Below are 14,117 nucleotides of genomic sequence, written 5' to 3'. Positions count from 1 at the left end.
GATAAAGGGTGGTTGTCATGATTTGGTCAAATTCGAAAGGTTCAATTCCAGAAGGATGGTATGAACTACAATCAGGAGATGTCATTCGACCAAAGCGGTGGATGCTGTCATTTTTAGAAAAGGCAGAGGCGAGCGGTTATGCCGTCATCGACCCGCCGTTACTCGAATACTATTCTCACTATCAAAATTTGGCGCTCTTTGACGAGTCGGCCTATTATCGTTTATTCGGGAATGACGGGGAACTCCTTGTCATGCGCCCTGACTATACATTGCAAATCGCAAGAAAACTAGCAGACGGTCATGAACCGATGCGTGTCGCGTACGCTGGGGCCGTCTATCGTCGTACAGTTAAGCATTCCGGTCAACCACATGAACGACAACAGCTCGGACTCGAGTGGGTCGACGGGGAAATGAAGGACAGTCATCTTATCGAATCATTTCTCGATATGACGGAAGGAGTCCTGCCTACTGAGCGTTTGACAATCAAAATCGGATCAGCGGCTGTCATCTCGCTCATTGCGAAAGAGACGGGCATTCAAGAACGGACATTCCGAAAAATTTTAGCACTTCGAAATTTAGAATCGCTACGTGAGTTAGCCGAAACGTATCGCTATCCATTGATTGCAAAACTACCATTTTTAATTGGGAATTCAGCGCTCGAAGAATTACGTGCTGAGGCACCAGGTACTCTAAACGATGCCATCGATGAAGTCGATGAGGCCGTACAACATTTGCGTGAAATCGGTCTAGACGTATCGTACGATTTCGGTCAAACGGGAGATTTCGATTACTATTCAGGTTTGACCGTGACGGGAAGTGTAGAAGGAAAGCGTGTCCTTTCAGGGGGACGATACGATTCTCTATATGGTCATTTCGGACACTCAAGACGAGCGTTCGGCATGTCACTCGATTTAGAACAGTTAGATGAGGTGATCAAATGAAGGTAGCGGTCGCGAAAGGACGAATCGAAAAAGCAGCTCGTCAATTTTTTGTCGAACGTGATTTACCCGTTTGGCCAGAGAAGCGGGGACGTGAACTCACAGTAAAAGCAGGAGATCATGAATTTATTTTCGTCAAAGGGGACGACGTCTATAAATATGTGATGCACGGAGCGGCTGATGTCGGGATTGTTGGTGGCGATATTTTACGAGAGAAAACGCCAGGTGTACTCGAAGTCGTCGACTTACCGTTCGGACGCTGTCGGATGGCCGTATGTGGTCCGAAAGTTCGGCGTAATGGCACAAAGAAATTAAAAGTGGCGAGTAAATATCCGAACATCGCCATCTCACACTTCGCGTCAAAGCGACAAAACGTAGAAGTCATCGCGTTAAATGGATCTGTGGAACTCGCTCCGTTAACGGGACTGGCGGATTGCATCGTCGACATCGTCGAGACAGGTGCGACGCTAGCAGCGAATGACTTAGAGGAATATGAAACGATTTTTTCAATCAATGCAAAATTCATCACGAGCGAAACGGCTTTGGCAGAGCAGCCTGACGAATTAAAGGCATGGATTCGAAAGCTGAGTCAGGAGGAGAACGCATGAGTACAGAAACGAACCGATCACGGCGAGAAGCTTGGGCGGAAGCCGTCAAACCAATCGTAGAATCGATTGAGGCACGCGGAGATGAAGCGCTCCTTGAATGGACGCGTCAATTCGATGGGGTCGACCGAATCGAGTCTGTCGATTTGTCTCGCTTTACCCCGCCGGCAGCGTATGCTGAACTGACGGAAGCGTTGACCTTAGCGGCAGAACGAATTCGCGCCTTCCACGCGCATCAAGTACGTCAAGATGATGTGTTCGAAGATACGATGTTCCGACTCGGAAGACGCTATATGCCACTCGACTCGGTCGGTGTATACGTACCGGGTGGGACAGCCGTCTATCCGTCGAGCGTCCTGATGAATATCATTCCGGCGAAAGTGGCCGGTGTCAAACGAGTCGTCATGGTCACCCCACCAAAAGCAGATGGGATCGACATTTCCCTCTTGATTGCAGCAAAAATTGCAGGTGCTGATGAGTGCTTTCTAGTCGGAGGCGCGCAAGCCGTTGCCGCACTCGCATATGGGACAGAAACGATTCGTCCGGTCGATAAGATTGTCGGACCCGGTAATGCGTATGTCGCGACGGCGAAGGCGCTCGTTTCGCACATCGTCGGGATCGACTCTGTAGCGGGACCGTCCGAAGTGTTGATCATTGCCGATGAAACGGCAAATCCGAAGTGGGTTGCCGCGGATCTTCTCGCACAAGCAGAACATGACGTAGAAGCGACGGCAATCGCACTCGTCACGACAGAAACGCTTCGTGATGAAGTAGACCAAGAGCTTGAGCGTCAACTTTCGCTCTTACCACGACAAGAGATTGCCAGGGAATCATTGAAACGTGGCGGAGTCATCGTTCGATCACTAGAAGATGCCATCGAGTACGCGAACACGATGGCTGCGGAGCACGTCCAGTTGGCCGTCAAAAATCCTGAAACGTTAATGCGTGCGATACGTCACGGCGGGTCGTTCTTCCTCGGTCACGAGGCGGCGGAAGCGTTCGGGGATTATATCGCTGGACCGAACCATGTCCTTCCGACAAGTGGGACGGCGCGATTCTCGAGCGGATTGTCCGTGGATGATTTCTATCGCCGTCAGACGTTCCTTGAGATGACAGAGCTTGATGAGGCGATCACAAAGGCTGCGATTCGAATCGCCAAACAAGAACAATTAGAAGGACATGCCCGTGCGATGGCTGTTCGGATGGAGGATATATGAGACGAAATTATCAGAACATCCCGCGATATGTGCCCCACGCCGTATCAGGGTATGCGCTGAATCAAAATGAAAGTCAATATCCGTTACCAGAGCGGCTTGAACGAGCTATTCGAGACGTTTCACTCGAGGCGCTCAGCCGCTATCCAGTTGAAGAATTGATTGCCTTAAAAGCGAGTTATGCGAACTATGCAGGAGTCGCATCGACACAACTCATGGTTGGAAGCGGGAGCGACGAACTGTTGGCGATTTTAAGTCAGGCTATTTTAGATACAGAGGACCGTGTCCTCGCTCCGGCACCTGATTTTTCGATGTATGGGATCTACACTCAAATTGCGAGAGGGCACTTCATGCAACCGGAGAAGCATGGATTGAGTTACGATGCGCTAACCGAACTCATTCAAACGAATGAGCCGAAGCTCGTTCTGATTTCGAATCCAAATAACCCGACCGGTAAGATGTGGACACTTGAAGAATTGTCGGACATTGCGACACGTGTTCCTTATCTCGTTGTGGATGAAGCCTATATCGATTTCACGATGGAGGATTCATTTGTGTCTCGCTTGAACGAGCATCCGAACGTCATTATTTTACGGACGTTATCAAAAGCGTTCGGTCTTGCGAACCTTCGAATTGGATTCATGATTGCGTCAGAAGAAATCATCGAACAGATCGACCGGTTCCGTTCGCCGTTCAACGTGAGTGGACTCAGTGCCGCGGTCGCCAACGTTGTATTGCGTGATGAGACGTATATCCAAGAGTCGATTCAGTTCCATACGGCGCAACGTGAGAAATTAACTGAGTTGTTACGACCGATCGGTGAGATTTTACCGAGTCGTGCCAACTTTATCTATGTCAAAACCGATGACAGTGAAGGGTGGGCATCCCGCTTCTTTGAAAAAGGCGTCCATGTACGTGCGTTTCCGGATGGATTACGTGTCAGTGCAGGAACAGATGAGGCGTATGCCTATATCCGACAAACGATTGAAGAGGTGAATTCTGTTGAGAACAGCTGAACTAAAGCGTGAGACGAAAGAGACAAAAATTGAGATTCGAGTCAATCTAGATGGTACAGGAGAAAGCACCATCCAAACAGGAGTCGGTTTTTTTGACCACATGTTGACGTTACTTGCCTTTCACAGTCAGATGGACTTAGAGGTGAAAGTCGAAGGAGATACATGGGTCGATGCCCACCATACAGTGGAAGATGTGGGGATTGCGCTCGGTAAACTCATCGCCAAATCTCTCGGAGACAAAGTCGGGATTCGCCGCTATGGGTCGAGTTATATGCCGATGGACGAGACGTTAGCGCGAGCGGTCGTCGATGTGTCAGGACGTCCCTTCCTTGTCTATCAGGCGGATATCCGCAATCCGAAGCTTGGGGATTTTGATACCGAGCTCGCTGAGGAATTCTTCCGAGCGGTTGCCATGAACGGTCGACTCACGCTTCACCTCGCGGTCCTGTATGGATCGAACTCACACCACATGATTGAAGGGTTGTTCAAAGCGTTCGGACGAGCACTTGCTGAGGCGGTCTCGAGCGATGGGACGGATCGTCTCCCTTCTACGAAAGGATGGATTGAAGGATGAAAGTAGCGGTCATCGATTATGGAATGGGTAACGTATTCAACGTCGAACGTGCGTTGCAGGCCATCGGTTGCTACGTCGTGATTACGAATGATGCAAGCCAAATTGAAGAAGCGGACGCCATTTTACTTCCTGGGGTCGGTGCTTTCCCGCAAGCGATGCAATCACTCGAACAGACGGGGCTCATCCCGCTATTACAAAAGATGGCGACAGCGAAGCCGTTTTTAGGGATCTGTCTTGGGATGCAGTTGTTGTTTGACTCAAGCACGGAAGGAATGCCGACGAAAGGTCTCGGTTTGATTCCAGGGACGGTAGAACGTATGCGTGCGAAGCGGCTTCCACACGTTGGATGGAACTCGATCCTTCGCGATGAGGACGTCTACTTTGTTCACTCTTATCACGCCGTGACGGACGATGCCTATATCGTGGCGGAAGCGGATTATGTGGGAGAACGTGTTCCTGCGATTGTTCAAAAAGGACTCGTCACGGGCATGCAGTTTCACCCGGAAAAAAGTGGGGCGTTCGGTCTCAGTTTACTTCAAGAATGGAAGGAGGCGGTCGAGCGTGAAATTACTACCCGCCATTGATTTAATTGGAGGCAAGATTGTCCGTTTGACGGAAGGCGATTTTTCGACGGAAGAACAATACGGTGACCCGTATGAATTATTAAAAGCGTGGCAAGGAAAAGTGCCGATGATTCACTTGATCGACTTAGAAGGGGCTAAGGCAGGCGAACCGCGTCACTTAGATGTCGTTCGTTATGCGAAGTCTCTTGGTTTTCTCGTACAGACAGGTGGTGGAATTCGTTCAGAAGCCTCACTCGATGCGGTCATGGAAACCGGTGCGGACCGTGTCCTCTTAGGGACAAAGGCATTTACGGATCCTGACTTTTTAGACAAGGCGATTGAAAAGTATGGCAAACGAGTTGCTGTGGCACTCGATGCTTATGACGGAAAGGTCGCCATCAATGGATGGCAGGAAGCGACAAAGCTCGATGACATCTCGGTCGCTCAAGACCTCGTAAAACGTGGAATCGAGACGATTCTGTATACGGACATCGGATCCGACGGAAAACTGAATGGACCGAACGTTGCGCGCATGAAGGCGCTACGCCAAATCGTCAACGTCACACTGATTGCCTCAGGCGGTGTGACGACCGAAGAGGACGTGAAGGAACTGAAGATGGCCAAGATTGATGAGGCCGTCGTTGGGAAAGCACTTCTGTCCGGTAAAGTAAGTATCGATGAACTGATTGAATGGGAGGCGCGTTATGCTTAAACGCAGAATTATTCCATGTCTCGATGTGAAGGAAGGCCGTGTCGTCAAAGGGATTGAATTCGTTCAACTACGAGACATCGGTGACCCGGTCGAAATCGCAAAGTATTATGATGAGTCCGGAGCCGATGAACTCGTCTTTCTCGACATCACGGCAAGTACGGAACGCCGCCAGACGATGCTAGATGTCGTCAGTGCAGTGGCACGGAAAGTATTCATCCCGTTGACGGTCGGTGGAGGGATTCGTTCACTTGATGACATCTCGTCATTATTAAAAGCAGGAGCGGATAAAGTATCGTTGAACACGCTCGCTGTCGAATCCCCAAGTCTCATTCGAGAAGCGGCCGATCGTTTCGGGTCACAATGTATCGTCGTTGCAATCGACGTGAAGTTTGAAGACGGGGAATACTATGTGTACACATATGGCGGTAAACAGAAGACAGAACTATTAGCGGTCGAATGGGCGAAACAAGTGGCAGCACTCGGGGCGGGTGAACTTCTTGTCACGTCCATGAACCAAGACGGAAAGCAAAGCGGATATGACCTTGCAATTTTAGAACAACTTCGCGAAGTCGTCGACATTCCGATTATCGCCTCAGGTGGGGCGGGGAATGCCGAGCACGTAGTCGAAGCGCTCGAGAAGGTCGATGCCGCACTACTTGCCTCCATCTTACATGACCGAAAAACGACAGTAGAAGAGGTGAAGCACGTATGCACGAGTCACAACTTGCCGATGCGGTTCGTTTCGACGAAAATGGACTGATTCCCGCTATCATTGTCTCAGAAGAGGATGATGCGGTCCTCATGCTCGGATATATGAACGATGAGGCCATCCGTCAGACGCTACGTGAACGGGTCGTGACATTCTGGTCTCGTTCAAAAGGTCGGCTATGGATGAAAGGGGAGACGAGCGGCAACACACTTGACGTCGTCAGTATCCACGTCGACTGTGATCAGGATGCGCTTCTCGTTCGTGTCCATGCGAATGGTCCGACTTGTCATACCGGAAATCGAAGTTGTTTCTTTACGGAGGTAAACGTATGATTCATGAATTGGAGCAATTGATTGAGTCCAGAAAAAATGAACCGAAAGAAGGTTCATATACGACGTATTTGTTTGAACAAGGCGTCGAAAAAATCGCGAAGAAGTTCGGTGAAGAATCGTTCGAGGTCGTGATTGCCGCAATGACGGACGAAGACTTGGTCGAAGAATCAGCTGATCTTCTGTATCATCTACTCGTCTTATTGGCAGCTAAAGGTGTGCGCTTAGAAGATGTAGAAGCGTTACTTGCCAAGCGTCACGGTACGACGACGCCTGCGAAGCCGCGAAGAGACGTCACGGAATGGTAAACGAAAGGAAGGAGACGCGCTCCTTCCTTTTTTATGTCAACGATTGACCGAGGCAGCCATGCGAATGTATGTATGACGTCGCCCGCGAATAGCAATTGAAAGTGCCTGAATGTTCTCTGGTACGGCAATCCCTGACAATCCGGCGTCACCGATATGGACGATATCTGCGCCTCCACGCTTTGAAGAGAGTGCAATCTCACGAACAGTCGCTACATCAGCCCCTTCTTGAGATGTCCCGATTGCGGCTAACGTGAGTGCTCCAAGTCCTTGAAGTTCTTGTACGAGTTCGTGGAATGCCTCTTCACGGACACTCGGTACGGTTCCTGGAGCCGGCAGAAGAATGATGTCAGCCCCTGCTTCAACGAAGCGGATATATGCGTCGCGATCTAACACGCTGCCGACACCGGCCTGATGCATCTTTCCGGCAATGATGATCCCGGCGAATTCACGACGTCCTCGGATAATCGCTTGTTCGATTGCTTCATTCGTAACACCGGTATTCGGGTTGCCTGTCAGACAAACGAAATCGATCCCGAGCTCAGACGCTTTTTGGAACGCTTCGACTGAAGCGAGTCTGCCTCGTTTCACTTCATTCATCTCAGACGATCTCTCTGAAAAGTCGACAGGTTCTAAATTGACTCCAATCGGTAACCCAATCAGTCGTTTTAGTTCCAGAATCGGATGGTCACTCATCTCATCACCTGGTATGTCGCCGAACAGCGCATGACTTTCAAGTCCTTTAATATAAGGATGGAACACATCTAACATGTTCAATAAGATCAAGTCGGCACCGAACGCTCGCGCGAGTTCTGCATTCGTGACTTCTGGGTAGAGCGGTTGAATCGTTGGGATTACCTCGGCCATGACCGTTCGTCCTTCCGCCTTTCGAATCGATCCGACTAAATCTTGACGATTAAACGTGATAAAATCACTTGCCCGACACTCTAAAATACGTTTCATCACATCTTCCTCCTTCTGCTCATCCTTGTCTCTATTCCCTAAATGATTTGAAAATCCTCTATACTGAGTGTAAGGAGGGATCATGATGACGGAAAAAGAGAAGATGATTCGTGGTGAATTATATTTAGCTAGTGATGAGACGCTCGTTAAAGATCGGAAGCATGCCCGGCGATTGACCGAGCGATTCAATCGTTCCGGGATTGATGATTTGACTGAGCGGAAAGAAATTCTTAGTGCGTTACTCGGTTCGACGAAAGAGTCGTATTACATCGAACCGAATTTCAAATGTGATTACGGGTACAATATACACTTAGGTGAACGATTCTATGCGAACTTTGACTGTGTCTTTCTAGACATCTGTCCGATCATTTTCGGGGATGACTGTATGCTTGCACCAGGTGTACATATCTATACGGCGACACATCCGATTGATCCGATCGAGCGGATTTCTGGGTATGAGTTCGGGAAACCGGTGACCATCGGCGACCGCGTATGGATTGGTGGAGGAGCCATCATCAACCCGGGGGTAACGATTGGTGATGAGGCCGTCATCGCATCTGGTGCGGTCGTCACAAAAGACGTTGCACCTCGTACAGTCGTCGGTGGAAATCCGGCGCGCGTGATTAAAACGATTGACTGACAAAAACTCCTGAACATGAGGTTCAGGAGTTTTTTACGTGACTTGTTTCTATAAAATGCTGAATTGCTGTATGTGCAAGATGGAGTGCCGCTTCGTCACCGATGGTCACTCGAATGCCCGTCGGTTGTTTCGACGTGTGTACGTTTAATGCTGTCAAATGCGTCCATACCGCTTCAGGTTGCTCGAGTTCGATGTACAAAAAGTTTGTTGAGGCAGGTAGGACATGACCAATTGAATTAAATGCGGATGCCCACTTTTGACGCATCTCGTCATGCCATTCGATTGTTTCTTGAAGATAAGTCGCATCTTTTAAGAAGATGTTGCAAATCTTTGCACTCACCCCGCTAATGTTGAACGGTGGGATAAATTGACGGAAATAGTGTGCGAGTTCGTTGTTTGTCACCATGAATCCGATTCGTACGTTTGCCAGTCCAAACGCTTTTGACATCGTGCGAAGCACGATGAGATTCGGATGGTTCGCAATGAACGGGATCATGCTGCCATCCGGTGTGAAGTCCATGTAAGCCTCGTCCACCACAAGGTACGGAACGAGTGAGGCGAGGTGCGTCAATTCTGCTACGGTCCATAGTTTCCCGGTTGGATTGTTCGGGTTCGAGAGAAGAAGAAGCTTCGGATGATGCGTCTCGATTGCCTCTACAATTGCCTCATATGATAAATCAACGGCTTGAACATGTTGCCCGTGGGCGATGGTCGTAAAGATGGGATACATCGAAAAGTCAGGTGCCGGGGACAAGACGATGTCATTTGGTGCGAGCAATGATTGCGTCACGACATGAATCATTTCATCACTCCCACAACCAACGAGCAGTTGCTCAGGTGTCACACCGACGTAGGCAGCGTATTGTTCGAACAATTCATTGATTGGTTCGACTGGATATTCGTGTAAGTCATGATACGTCAACGAATCAAGCTGGCTCTTGATTCGGTCAGGTAACGGGAACTGACTTTCATTTTGATTTAACCGATGTCCCGTCGGATAAACGACGGGATAGATCGGTAGCTTGACTTGTCTCATTCAGTCGGCTCCATCGAGAACCATTTTTTCACCAATTCATCGATTTCGCCAGACTCCATCATCTTGTTCAATTCTTCGTTGAACTGGTCGCGTAACTCATCATCTAATTTGAAGGCAGCAGCTGATCCTTTTTCGCCATCCTCTTTTAAAGCGAATGTATAGAAGCTGTCGTCTTGATCGAGATACTTTTGTGCGACCGTGTCTTCGATGACCATTGCATCGATTCGACCTGTATTCAACTCTTGAACGATTTCAGGGATCTTGTTCAACGATACGAGTTCAGCGTCAGGCGCTTGTTCTTTTGCGATGTTTTCTTGAATCGAAGCCGTTTGGACACCGATTTTCTTACCAGACAAATCTTCGATTGCCTGAAGCGACTCGTCTTTTGTCATAATCAAGTTTGTCGCGGAAAGATAGATATCTGAGAAGTCGGCGTTCTCTTTCCGCTCTTCTGTTGGTGTCATCCCTGCCATGACAAAGTCGACACGCCCGCTGTTCAAGGCCCCGAGTAAGCTACCGAAGTCCATATCTTCAATTTTCAATTCGTAACCGAGACGTTCTGTAATCGTTTCTGCAATTTCAATATCAAATCCGACAATCGCATCCCCGTTTGCCGTATCGACAAATTCATATGGGAAGTAATCGGCGCTCGTCCCCATGACTAGTGTTTTTTGCTCTGTCGCTTCACCTTCTGTTTCTTGACTACATGCACCGAGTAAAGCCGCGCTCAACATAAGTGTACCTGCTAATAACCATTTTTTCATATGTGTATAATGCCTCCCTGTTGTAGATGAGACTAAGTGTATATGTATGATTATTAATTGTAAAGCATAAAAATACAAAAAATATTAAAAAGAGAAACGCTTTTGAAATGAAAGCGTTCTAAATTGATTTCAAGTAGTTTCTGACTGCCCGTGACGATTTCAAATGAATCAAATTAGGTTGTGACGGATGTTGTTGAATTTGTCGTAACAGTTGTGGCCGTTGAACGTCAGGAAAATTCCACACCCATTTCAGGAATGCGAAATCGAGCTTTTCCTGACAGGAAGCGCCCATATCTGGTCGCGTCGTACCACGATATCGGACGACTCGTTTGAGGACGCGATATACACAAACGAGTCGCGGGAGGTCAATCAAAATGACGGTATCTGCTGCCTGTAAACGTAAATCAAGCGTGTTCCCGAAGTTTCCATCGATGATCCATTGATCTTTCTTCACGAGTTGTTGTTGAATATCGATTCGTTCCTCTCTCGGCGCCATCACCCATCCCGGTCTCCACATGAGAGCATCCAAATGATAGACATCGAGGTGTAATCGTTCACCGAGTTGACGGGCAAGTGTTGACTTTCCTGCACCGCCAGAACCGATGATGAGGATTCGTTTCATGCTTGTATTGCGATTAATTGGTAAGTTGCTCATCTATTCTTGTTCATCCTCCAATACAATCCATTTCTTCAATTGCTCATCCTCTTCATAAATGACGCGGACATCCATCTGTCCGATGACGAGTCGTTGTTCCGAACTGAACATGACGATCGGATAGTTCGTTGACACGGGTTTGTCCGTCTCGAAAATAGGGCTATGCGCCTGCATCGCGTAATACCCGTCCGATCGCGTGTTGGCTGCGCCTGCATCAATCTGTGTCACATGGTCAAATCCTCTCAGTCTGAGCACATAACTATAAGACGTCCTCGCTCCTTGCTCGAGACGCCATTCTTCGATGATGGCTGATTTGTCGTCCATTGATCGTTCTTCTAGCACTTTCTGTGCCGTATACTCTTTTTCGTAAGGAATCATCTCCTGGATGCTGACGACTGTCATCGTCGCGAGCTTGAGCGATTCCTCGGAAGGTGGGGTAATCAGTATACCAATAAAGATGAGGATAGGAATCAATAAATAAACCATGACACGACTACGCATTTTCATCACCTTACCTTTTCAGACTGTAAACTATTTCTGCATAAGAGAATCAGTTCCCTTCAAAAGAACGCTGGAATCTCAAAAACCGATTCATTTCTTCAAGTTTTTGAATGAGCAGGTATGATATAGAGAGGAGGGATGTACATGAAAATCGGGGTCATAGGTGGAGGTGTCGCGGGTTTAACGGCAGCTGCGCTAACTCAGCAAAAAGGGCATGACGTAATCGTCTTTGAAGCATCGCGTGAATGGGGCGGATGTGCCGGCAAGTTTCAACGGGGTGACTACTTGTTCCCGGCAGGCGCGACGCTCGGAATGGGATTTGAAAAATGTGGAGTCCATCAGCGTGTCCTTGAGAAATTGGACGAATCGGTCGAGGTCACTTTATTGGATGAGGTGATGGACATTCATCTGCCTGGCGTCACCCTCACTTACTATCGCGACCGAGAACGTCTGCTTGATGAGCTCAGTCATGCGTTCCCAGAGAACCACGAGGCAATCCATGAGTTTTATCGTGAAGTGTGGGGTGACTTTGAGAAGATTCGTCCGTTGTTTCAGCAGTTACCTGCACTTCCGTTTCGCACGACATCGGATATGGTATACGCAATGAAGGGGTTCCGACCGAACCAACTTACCACGCTCCTGAAACTCCAGCGGCCACTCGGTGAAACGTTGGCTCGTCATGGATTAAACGGTACGATGTTCGAGCGATTTATCGATGGAATCCTGCTCGATAGTTTGCAGACCGGTGCGAAAGAAGCGAGTCATTTACTCGGTGCAGTGGCGCTGTCGGTCTATCACGAAGGAGCGTACTATGTTGAAGGTGGGCTGTATCAATTGGCTCATGCGTTAGAGCGCGCCGTCCGAACGTTTGGTGGCGAGACGAAATTAGGGAGAGACGTCCAGTCCATCGAACGAGTGACGGATGGATGGCTCATCACCGATCGAAGAGGACGACTTGAACTGGTCGATGTGATTGTTTCCGCCATCCCGATTGAGCGGACGAGCGAGATTTTACGAGGACAGGAACAGCGAAAGTTTAAACGGCAATATCGTAAGCAATTGAAACAATCACAATGGGGCACGTTCAGTCTCTACCTCGTCTTGCCTGAGGATGTCTGTCAACAGCAACCACTATTTCAACAAATCTATCACGAGCGATTACCGAGTGGGCATGCGTTCATATCCATGTCGGCGCCGGATGACGTGTTGCGAACAGAAAAACCGGAACGGACCATTACGGTATCCACGCATATCGATTTATCAGAATGGCAACATTGGAAAGACCGGGCGGCATATGAGAAACTAGAACAAGATTGGACCAATCGTCTCGTCGACGTCGTCGCGACTGCATTTCCCGATTGGGACCGTGAGTCGTCACTTCTCCTTCCTGGTGGACCAGGGGCATGGGTGAAGTATACGAAGCGACCGCATGGTGCAGTTGGGGGATATGCCCAGACACCAAGCCAGGCGTTGTTCCGTGCCGCGAGTTATCGCACTGGCTTGCCGAACTTTTATGTATGCGGGGATACCGTATTTCCAGGGGCGGGGACGATTGGCGCAATGACGAGCGGGTTACATGTCGCCCGAGCACTCGGGGTGACGATTGATTAGGGGGATATTGATGAAGAAAAAAGCATTTGATGAACTGACAACATTAGAATTGTATCGCTTACTGGCGCTACGGACTGAGATTTTCGTCGTCGAACAGAACTGTCCGTATCAAGAAATCGATGGAAAAGATGAACAAGCCATCCATTATTGGATTGAAGAAGATGGAGAGATTGTCTCCGCCCTTCGCGTGTTGACGGAAGCCTCTCCGGTCGCCATCGGACGTGTCGTCACGAAAGCGACGCATCGAGGGAAAGGTCATTCTCGTAAGCTGATGGAAGCTGCAATTAAGGATTTTGGTCATGAGACATTATATCTGCAAGCTCAGACGTATGTGGAACCTTTTTATGCCTCGTTTGGCTTCAAACGGACAAGTGATGTGTATCAAGAAGATAGTATTCCACACGTCGATATGTTACGAGAATCAACGAATCCCGCTAGTACCGTTTCCGAATCGTTCATGTTAGAATGAGAAAGAACATTCACGTGCCTTTGAGCACGATTACATCATAGACATAAAGGGGTTTACAATGGTGACCGATCAACAAGTAATTGCAAAAGCAAGAGAATTGGCAGACGTATTAGCACAAACACCAGAAGTGGCGCGTTTCAAAGAAGCGGAAGCGAAAGTGAACGGAAGTGACCGCGTACAGACGTTGATTAAACGAATCAAGTTCTTACAAAAAGAAGCCGTCAACTGTAAGCATTACGGCAAGACGGAAGCACTTGCAAAGGTCGAGCAAAAGATTGATAAAGCGATGGAAGAACTCGACTCGATTCCGGTCGTTCAAGCGTTTCAGGAGACACAAGTCGAAGTGAACGATTTGCTTCAATACGTGACGGTCACGCTCGCGAACTCCGTGACGGATCGCATCATCGAATCGACGGACGGAGACGTCCTTGCAGGGAAGACAGGGAGCGGCATGGCGGCTGAACAAGCACGCGGTGGCTGCGGATACTAAAACGACACAGCTGGCCGATGGTC

General features: G+C 48.8%; 17 protein-coding genes and 1 pseudogene. 13 read left to right on the top strand and 5 right to left on the bottom strand.

All coding sequences use genetic code 11. The features are described 5' to 3' along the window. Nucleotides 1-17 precede the first annotated feature (17 nt). The 9 genes and pseudogenes from KNO99_RS03440 to hisIE all read left to right on the top strand — a co-directional run bounded on the left by KNO99_RS03440 (nucleotide 18) and on the right by hisIE (nucleotide 6,968). Entirely contained in the window at nucleotides 18-941 is a 924-nt protein-coding gene (locus KNO99_RS03440) for an ATP phosphoribosyltransferase regulatory subunit (RefSeq protein WP_214745307.1), read from the top strand. Further along, nucleotides 938-1,546, top strand: a complete 609-nt coding sequence (gene hisG, locus KNO99_RS03435; protein WP_214691980.1) for an ATP phosphoribosyltransferase — start codon at nucleotides 938-940, stop codon at nucleotides 1,544-1,546. Before KNO99_RS03440 ends, hisG begins: the two co-directional genes overlap by 4 nt. Continuing rightward, complete coding sequence (gene hisD, locus KNO99_RS03430) at nucleotides 1,543-2,760, top strand: histidinol dehydrogenase (RefSeq protein WP_214745305.1); 1,218 nt, start codon at nucleotides 1,543-1,545, stop codon at nucleotides 2,758-2,760. Before hisG ends, hisD begins: the two co-directional genes overlap by 4 nt. After that, the gene (locus KNO99_RS03425) at nucleotides 2,757-3,773 is read left to right on the top strand and encodes a pyridoxal phosphate-dependent aminotransferase (protein ID WP_214745303.1); all 1,017 of its coding nucleotides are present in this window, start codon (nucleotides 2,757-2,759) and stop codon (nucleotides 3,771-3,773) included. Before hisD ends, KNO99_RS03425 begins: the two co-directional genes overlap by 4 nt. Beyond that, complete coding sequence (hisB, locus tag KNO99_RS03420; protein ID WP_214745301.1) at nucleotides 3,760-4,347, top strand: imidazoleglycerol-phosphate dehydratase HisB; 588 nt, start codon at nucleotides 3,760-3,762, stop codon at nucleotides 4,345-4,347. Before KNO99_RS03425 ends, hisB begins: the two co-directional genes overlap by 14 nt. After that, the gene (hisH, locus tag KNO99_RS03415; RefSeq protein ID WP_214745299.1) at nucleotides 4,344-4,931 is read left to right on the top strand and encodes an imidazole glycerol phosphate synthase subunit HisH; all 588 of its coding nucleotides are present in this window, start codon (nucleotides 4,344-4,346) and stop codon (nucleotides 4,929-4,931) included. The genes hisB and hisH overlap by 4 nt, the downstream gene beginning before the upstream one ends. Next, complete coding sequence (gene hisA, locus KNO99_RS03410) at nucleotides 4,909-5,622, top strand: 1-(5-phosphoribosyl)-5-[(5-phosphoribosylamino)methylideneamino]imidazole-4-carboxamide isomerase (RefSeq protein WP_214745297.1); 714 nt, start codon at nucleotides 4,909-4,911, stop codon at nucleotides 5,620-5,622. Before hisH ends, hisA begins: the two co-directional genes overlap by 23 nt. Next, nucleotides 5,615-6,382, top strand: coding sequence for an imidazole glycerol phosphate synthase subunit HisF (hisF, locus tag KNO99_RS03405; protein WP_214692002.1), 768 nt, complete (start codon nucleotides 5,615-5,617; stop codon nucleotides 6,380-6,382). Before hisA ends, hisF begins: the two co-directional genes overlap by 8 nt. Continuing rightward, nucleotides 6,331-6,968 (top strand): annotated as a pseudogene (hisIE, locus tag KNO99_RS15475) (bifunctional phosphoribosyl-AMP cyclohydrolase/phosphoribosyl-ATP diphosphatase HisIE). Before hisF ends, hisIE begins: the two are co-directional and overlap by 52 nt. A gap of 36 nt (nucleotides 6,969-7,004) precedes the next feature. Here the strand turns inward: hisIE and KNO99_RS03390 are convergent. Then, a complete protein-coding gene (locus KNO99_RS03390; protein WP_214745293.1) occupies nucleotides 7,005-7,928 on the bottom strand; it encodes a DUF7916 family protein in 924 nt (307 codons plus the stop codon). Nucleotides 7,929-8,013: 85 nt separating this feature from the next. Between KNO99_RS03390 and KNO99_RS03385 the strand changes: the two genes are divergently transcribed. Beyond that, on the top strand, nucleotides 8,014-8,568 hold the full coding sequence (locus KNO99_RS03385) for a maltose acetyltransferase domain-containing protein (RefSeq protein ID WP_305794021.1): 555 nt from the start codon (nucleotides 8,014-8,016) through the stop codon (nucleotides 8,566-8,568). Nucleotides 8,569-8,590: 22 nt separating this feature from the next. Here KNO99_RS03385 and KNO99_RS03380 read toward each other — a convergent pair whose 3' ends face one another. The 4 genes from KNO99_RS03380 to KNO99_RS03365 all read right to left on the bottom strand — a co-directional run bounded on the left by KNO99_RS03380 (nucleotide 8,591) and on the right by KNO99_RS03365 (nucleotide 11,530). Next, entirely contained in the window at nucleotides 8,591-9,604 is a 1,014-nt protein-coding gene (locus tag KNO99_RS03380) for a pyridoxal phosphate-dependent aminotransferase (RefSeq protein ID WP_214745289.1), read from the bottom strand. Further along, nucleotides 9,601-10,368, bottom strand: a complete 768-nt coding sequence (locus tag KNO99_RS03375; RefSeq protein WP_214745287.1) for a transporter substrate-binding domain-containing protein — start codon at nucleotides 10,366-10,368, stop codon at nucleotides 9,601-9,603. The genes KNO99_RS03380 and KNO99_RS03375 overlap by 4 nt, the downstream gene beginning before the upstream one ends. A 118-nt stretch (nucleotides 10,369-10,486) precedes the next feature. Further along, nucleotides 10,487-10,990, bottom strand: a complete 504-nt coding sequence (locus tag KNO99_RS03370; RefSeq protein ID WP_214745661.1) for a DNA topology modulation protein — start codon at nucleotides 10,988-10,990, stop codon at nucleotides 10,487-10,489. 33 nt (nucleotides 10,991-11,023) lie between these two features. Continuing rightward, nucleotides 11,024-11,530: a hypothetical protein gene (locus KNO99_RS03365; protein WP_214745284.1), complete on the bottom strand. Its 507-nt coding sequence runs from the start codon at nucleotides 11,528-11,530 to the stop codon at nucleotides 11,024-11,026. Nucleotides 11,531-11,668: 138 nt separating this feature from the next. Between KNO99_RS03365 and KNO99_RS03360 the strand changes: the two genes are divergently transcribed. From KNO99_RS03360 to KNO99_RS03350, 3 genes are read left to right on the top strand one after another with little or no spacing between them, the layout of a single operon-like run. Continuing rightward, nucleotides 11,669-13,135, top strand: coding sequence for a phytoene desaturase family protein (locus KNO99_RS03360; RefSeq protein ID WP_214745283.1), 1,467 nt, complete (start codon nucleotides 11,669-11,671; stop codon nucleotides 13,133-13,135). Nucleotides 13,136-13,145: 10 nt separating this feature from the next. Next, a complete protein-coding gene (locus KNO99_RS03355; RefSeq protein ID WP_214745281.1) occupies nucleotides 13,146-13,604 on the top strand; it encodes a GNAT family N-acetyltransferase in 459 nt (152 codons plus the stop codon). 58 nt (nucleotides 13,605-13,662) lie between these two features. Further along, a complete protein-coding gene (locus KNO99_RS03350) occupies nucleotides 13,663-14,094 on the top strand; it encodes a YlbF/YmcA family competence regulator (RefSeq protein WP_012726155.1) in 432 nt (143 codons plus the stop codon). The last annotated feature ends 23 nt before the right edge of the window (nucleotides 14,095-14,117 follow it).

Source organism: Exiguobacterium sp. s189 (assembly GCF_018617615.1).
Classification (GTDB): domain Bacteria; phylum Bacillota; class Bacilli; order Exiguobacteriales; family Exiguobacteriaceae; genus Exiguobacterium; species Exiguobacterium aestuarii_A.
Note: the sequence above shows the minus strand (reverse complement) of the source record. Positions and strands in the feature narration are given on the sequence as shown.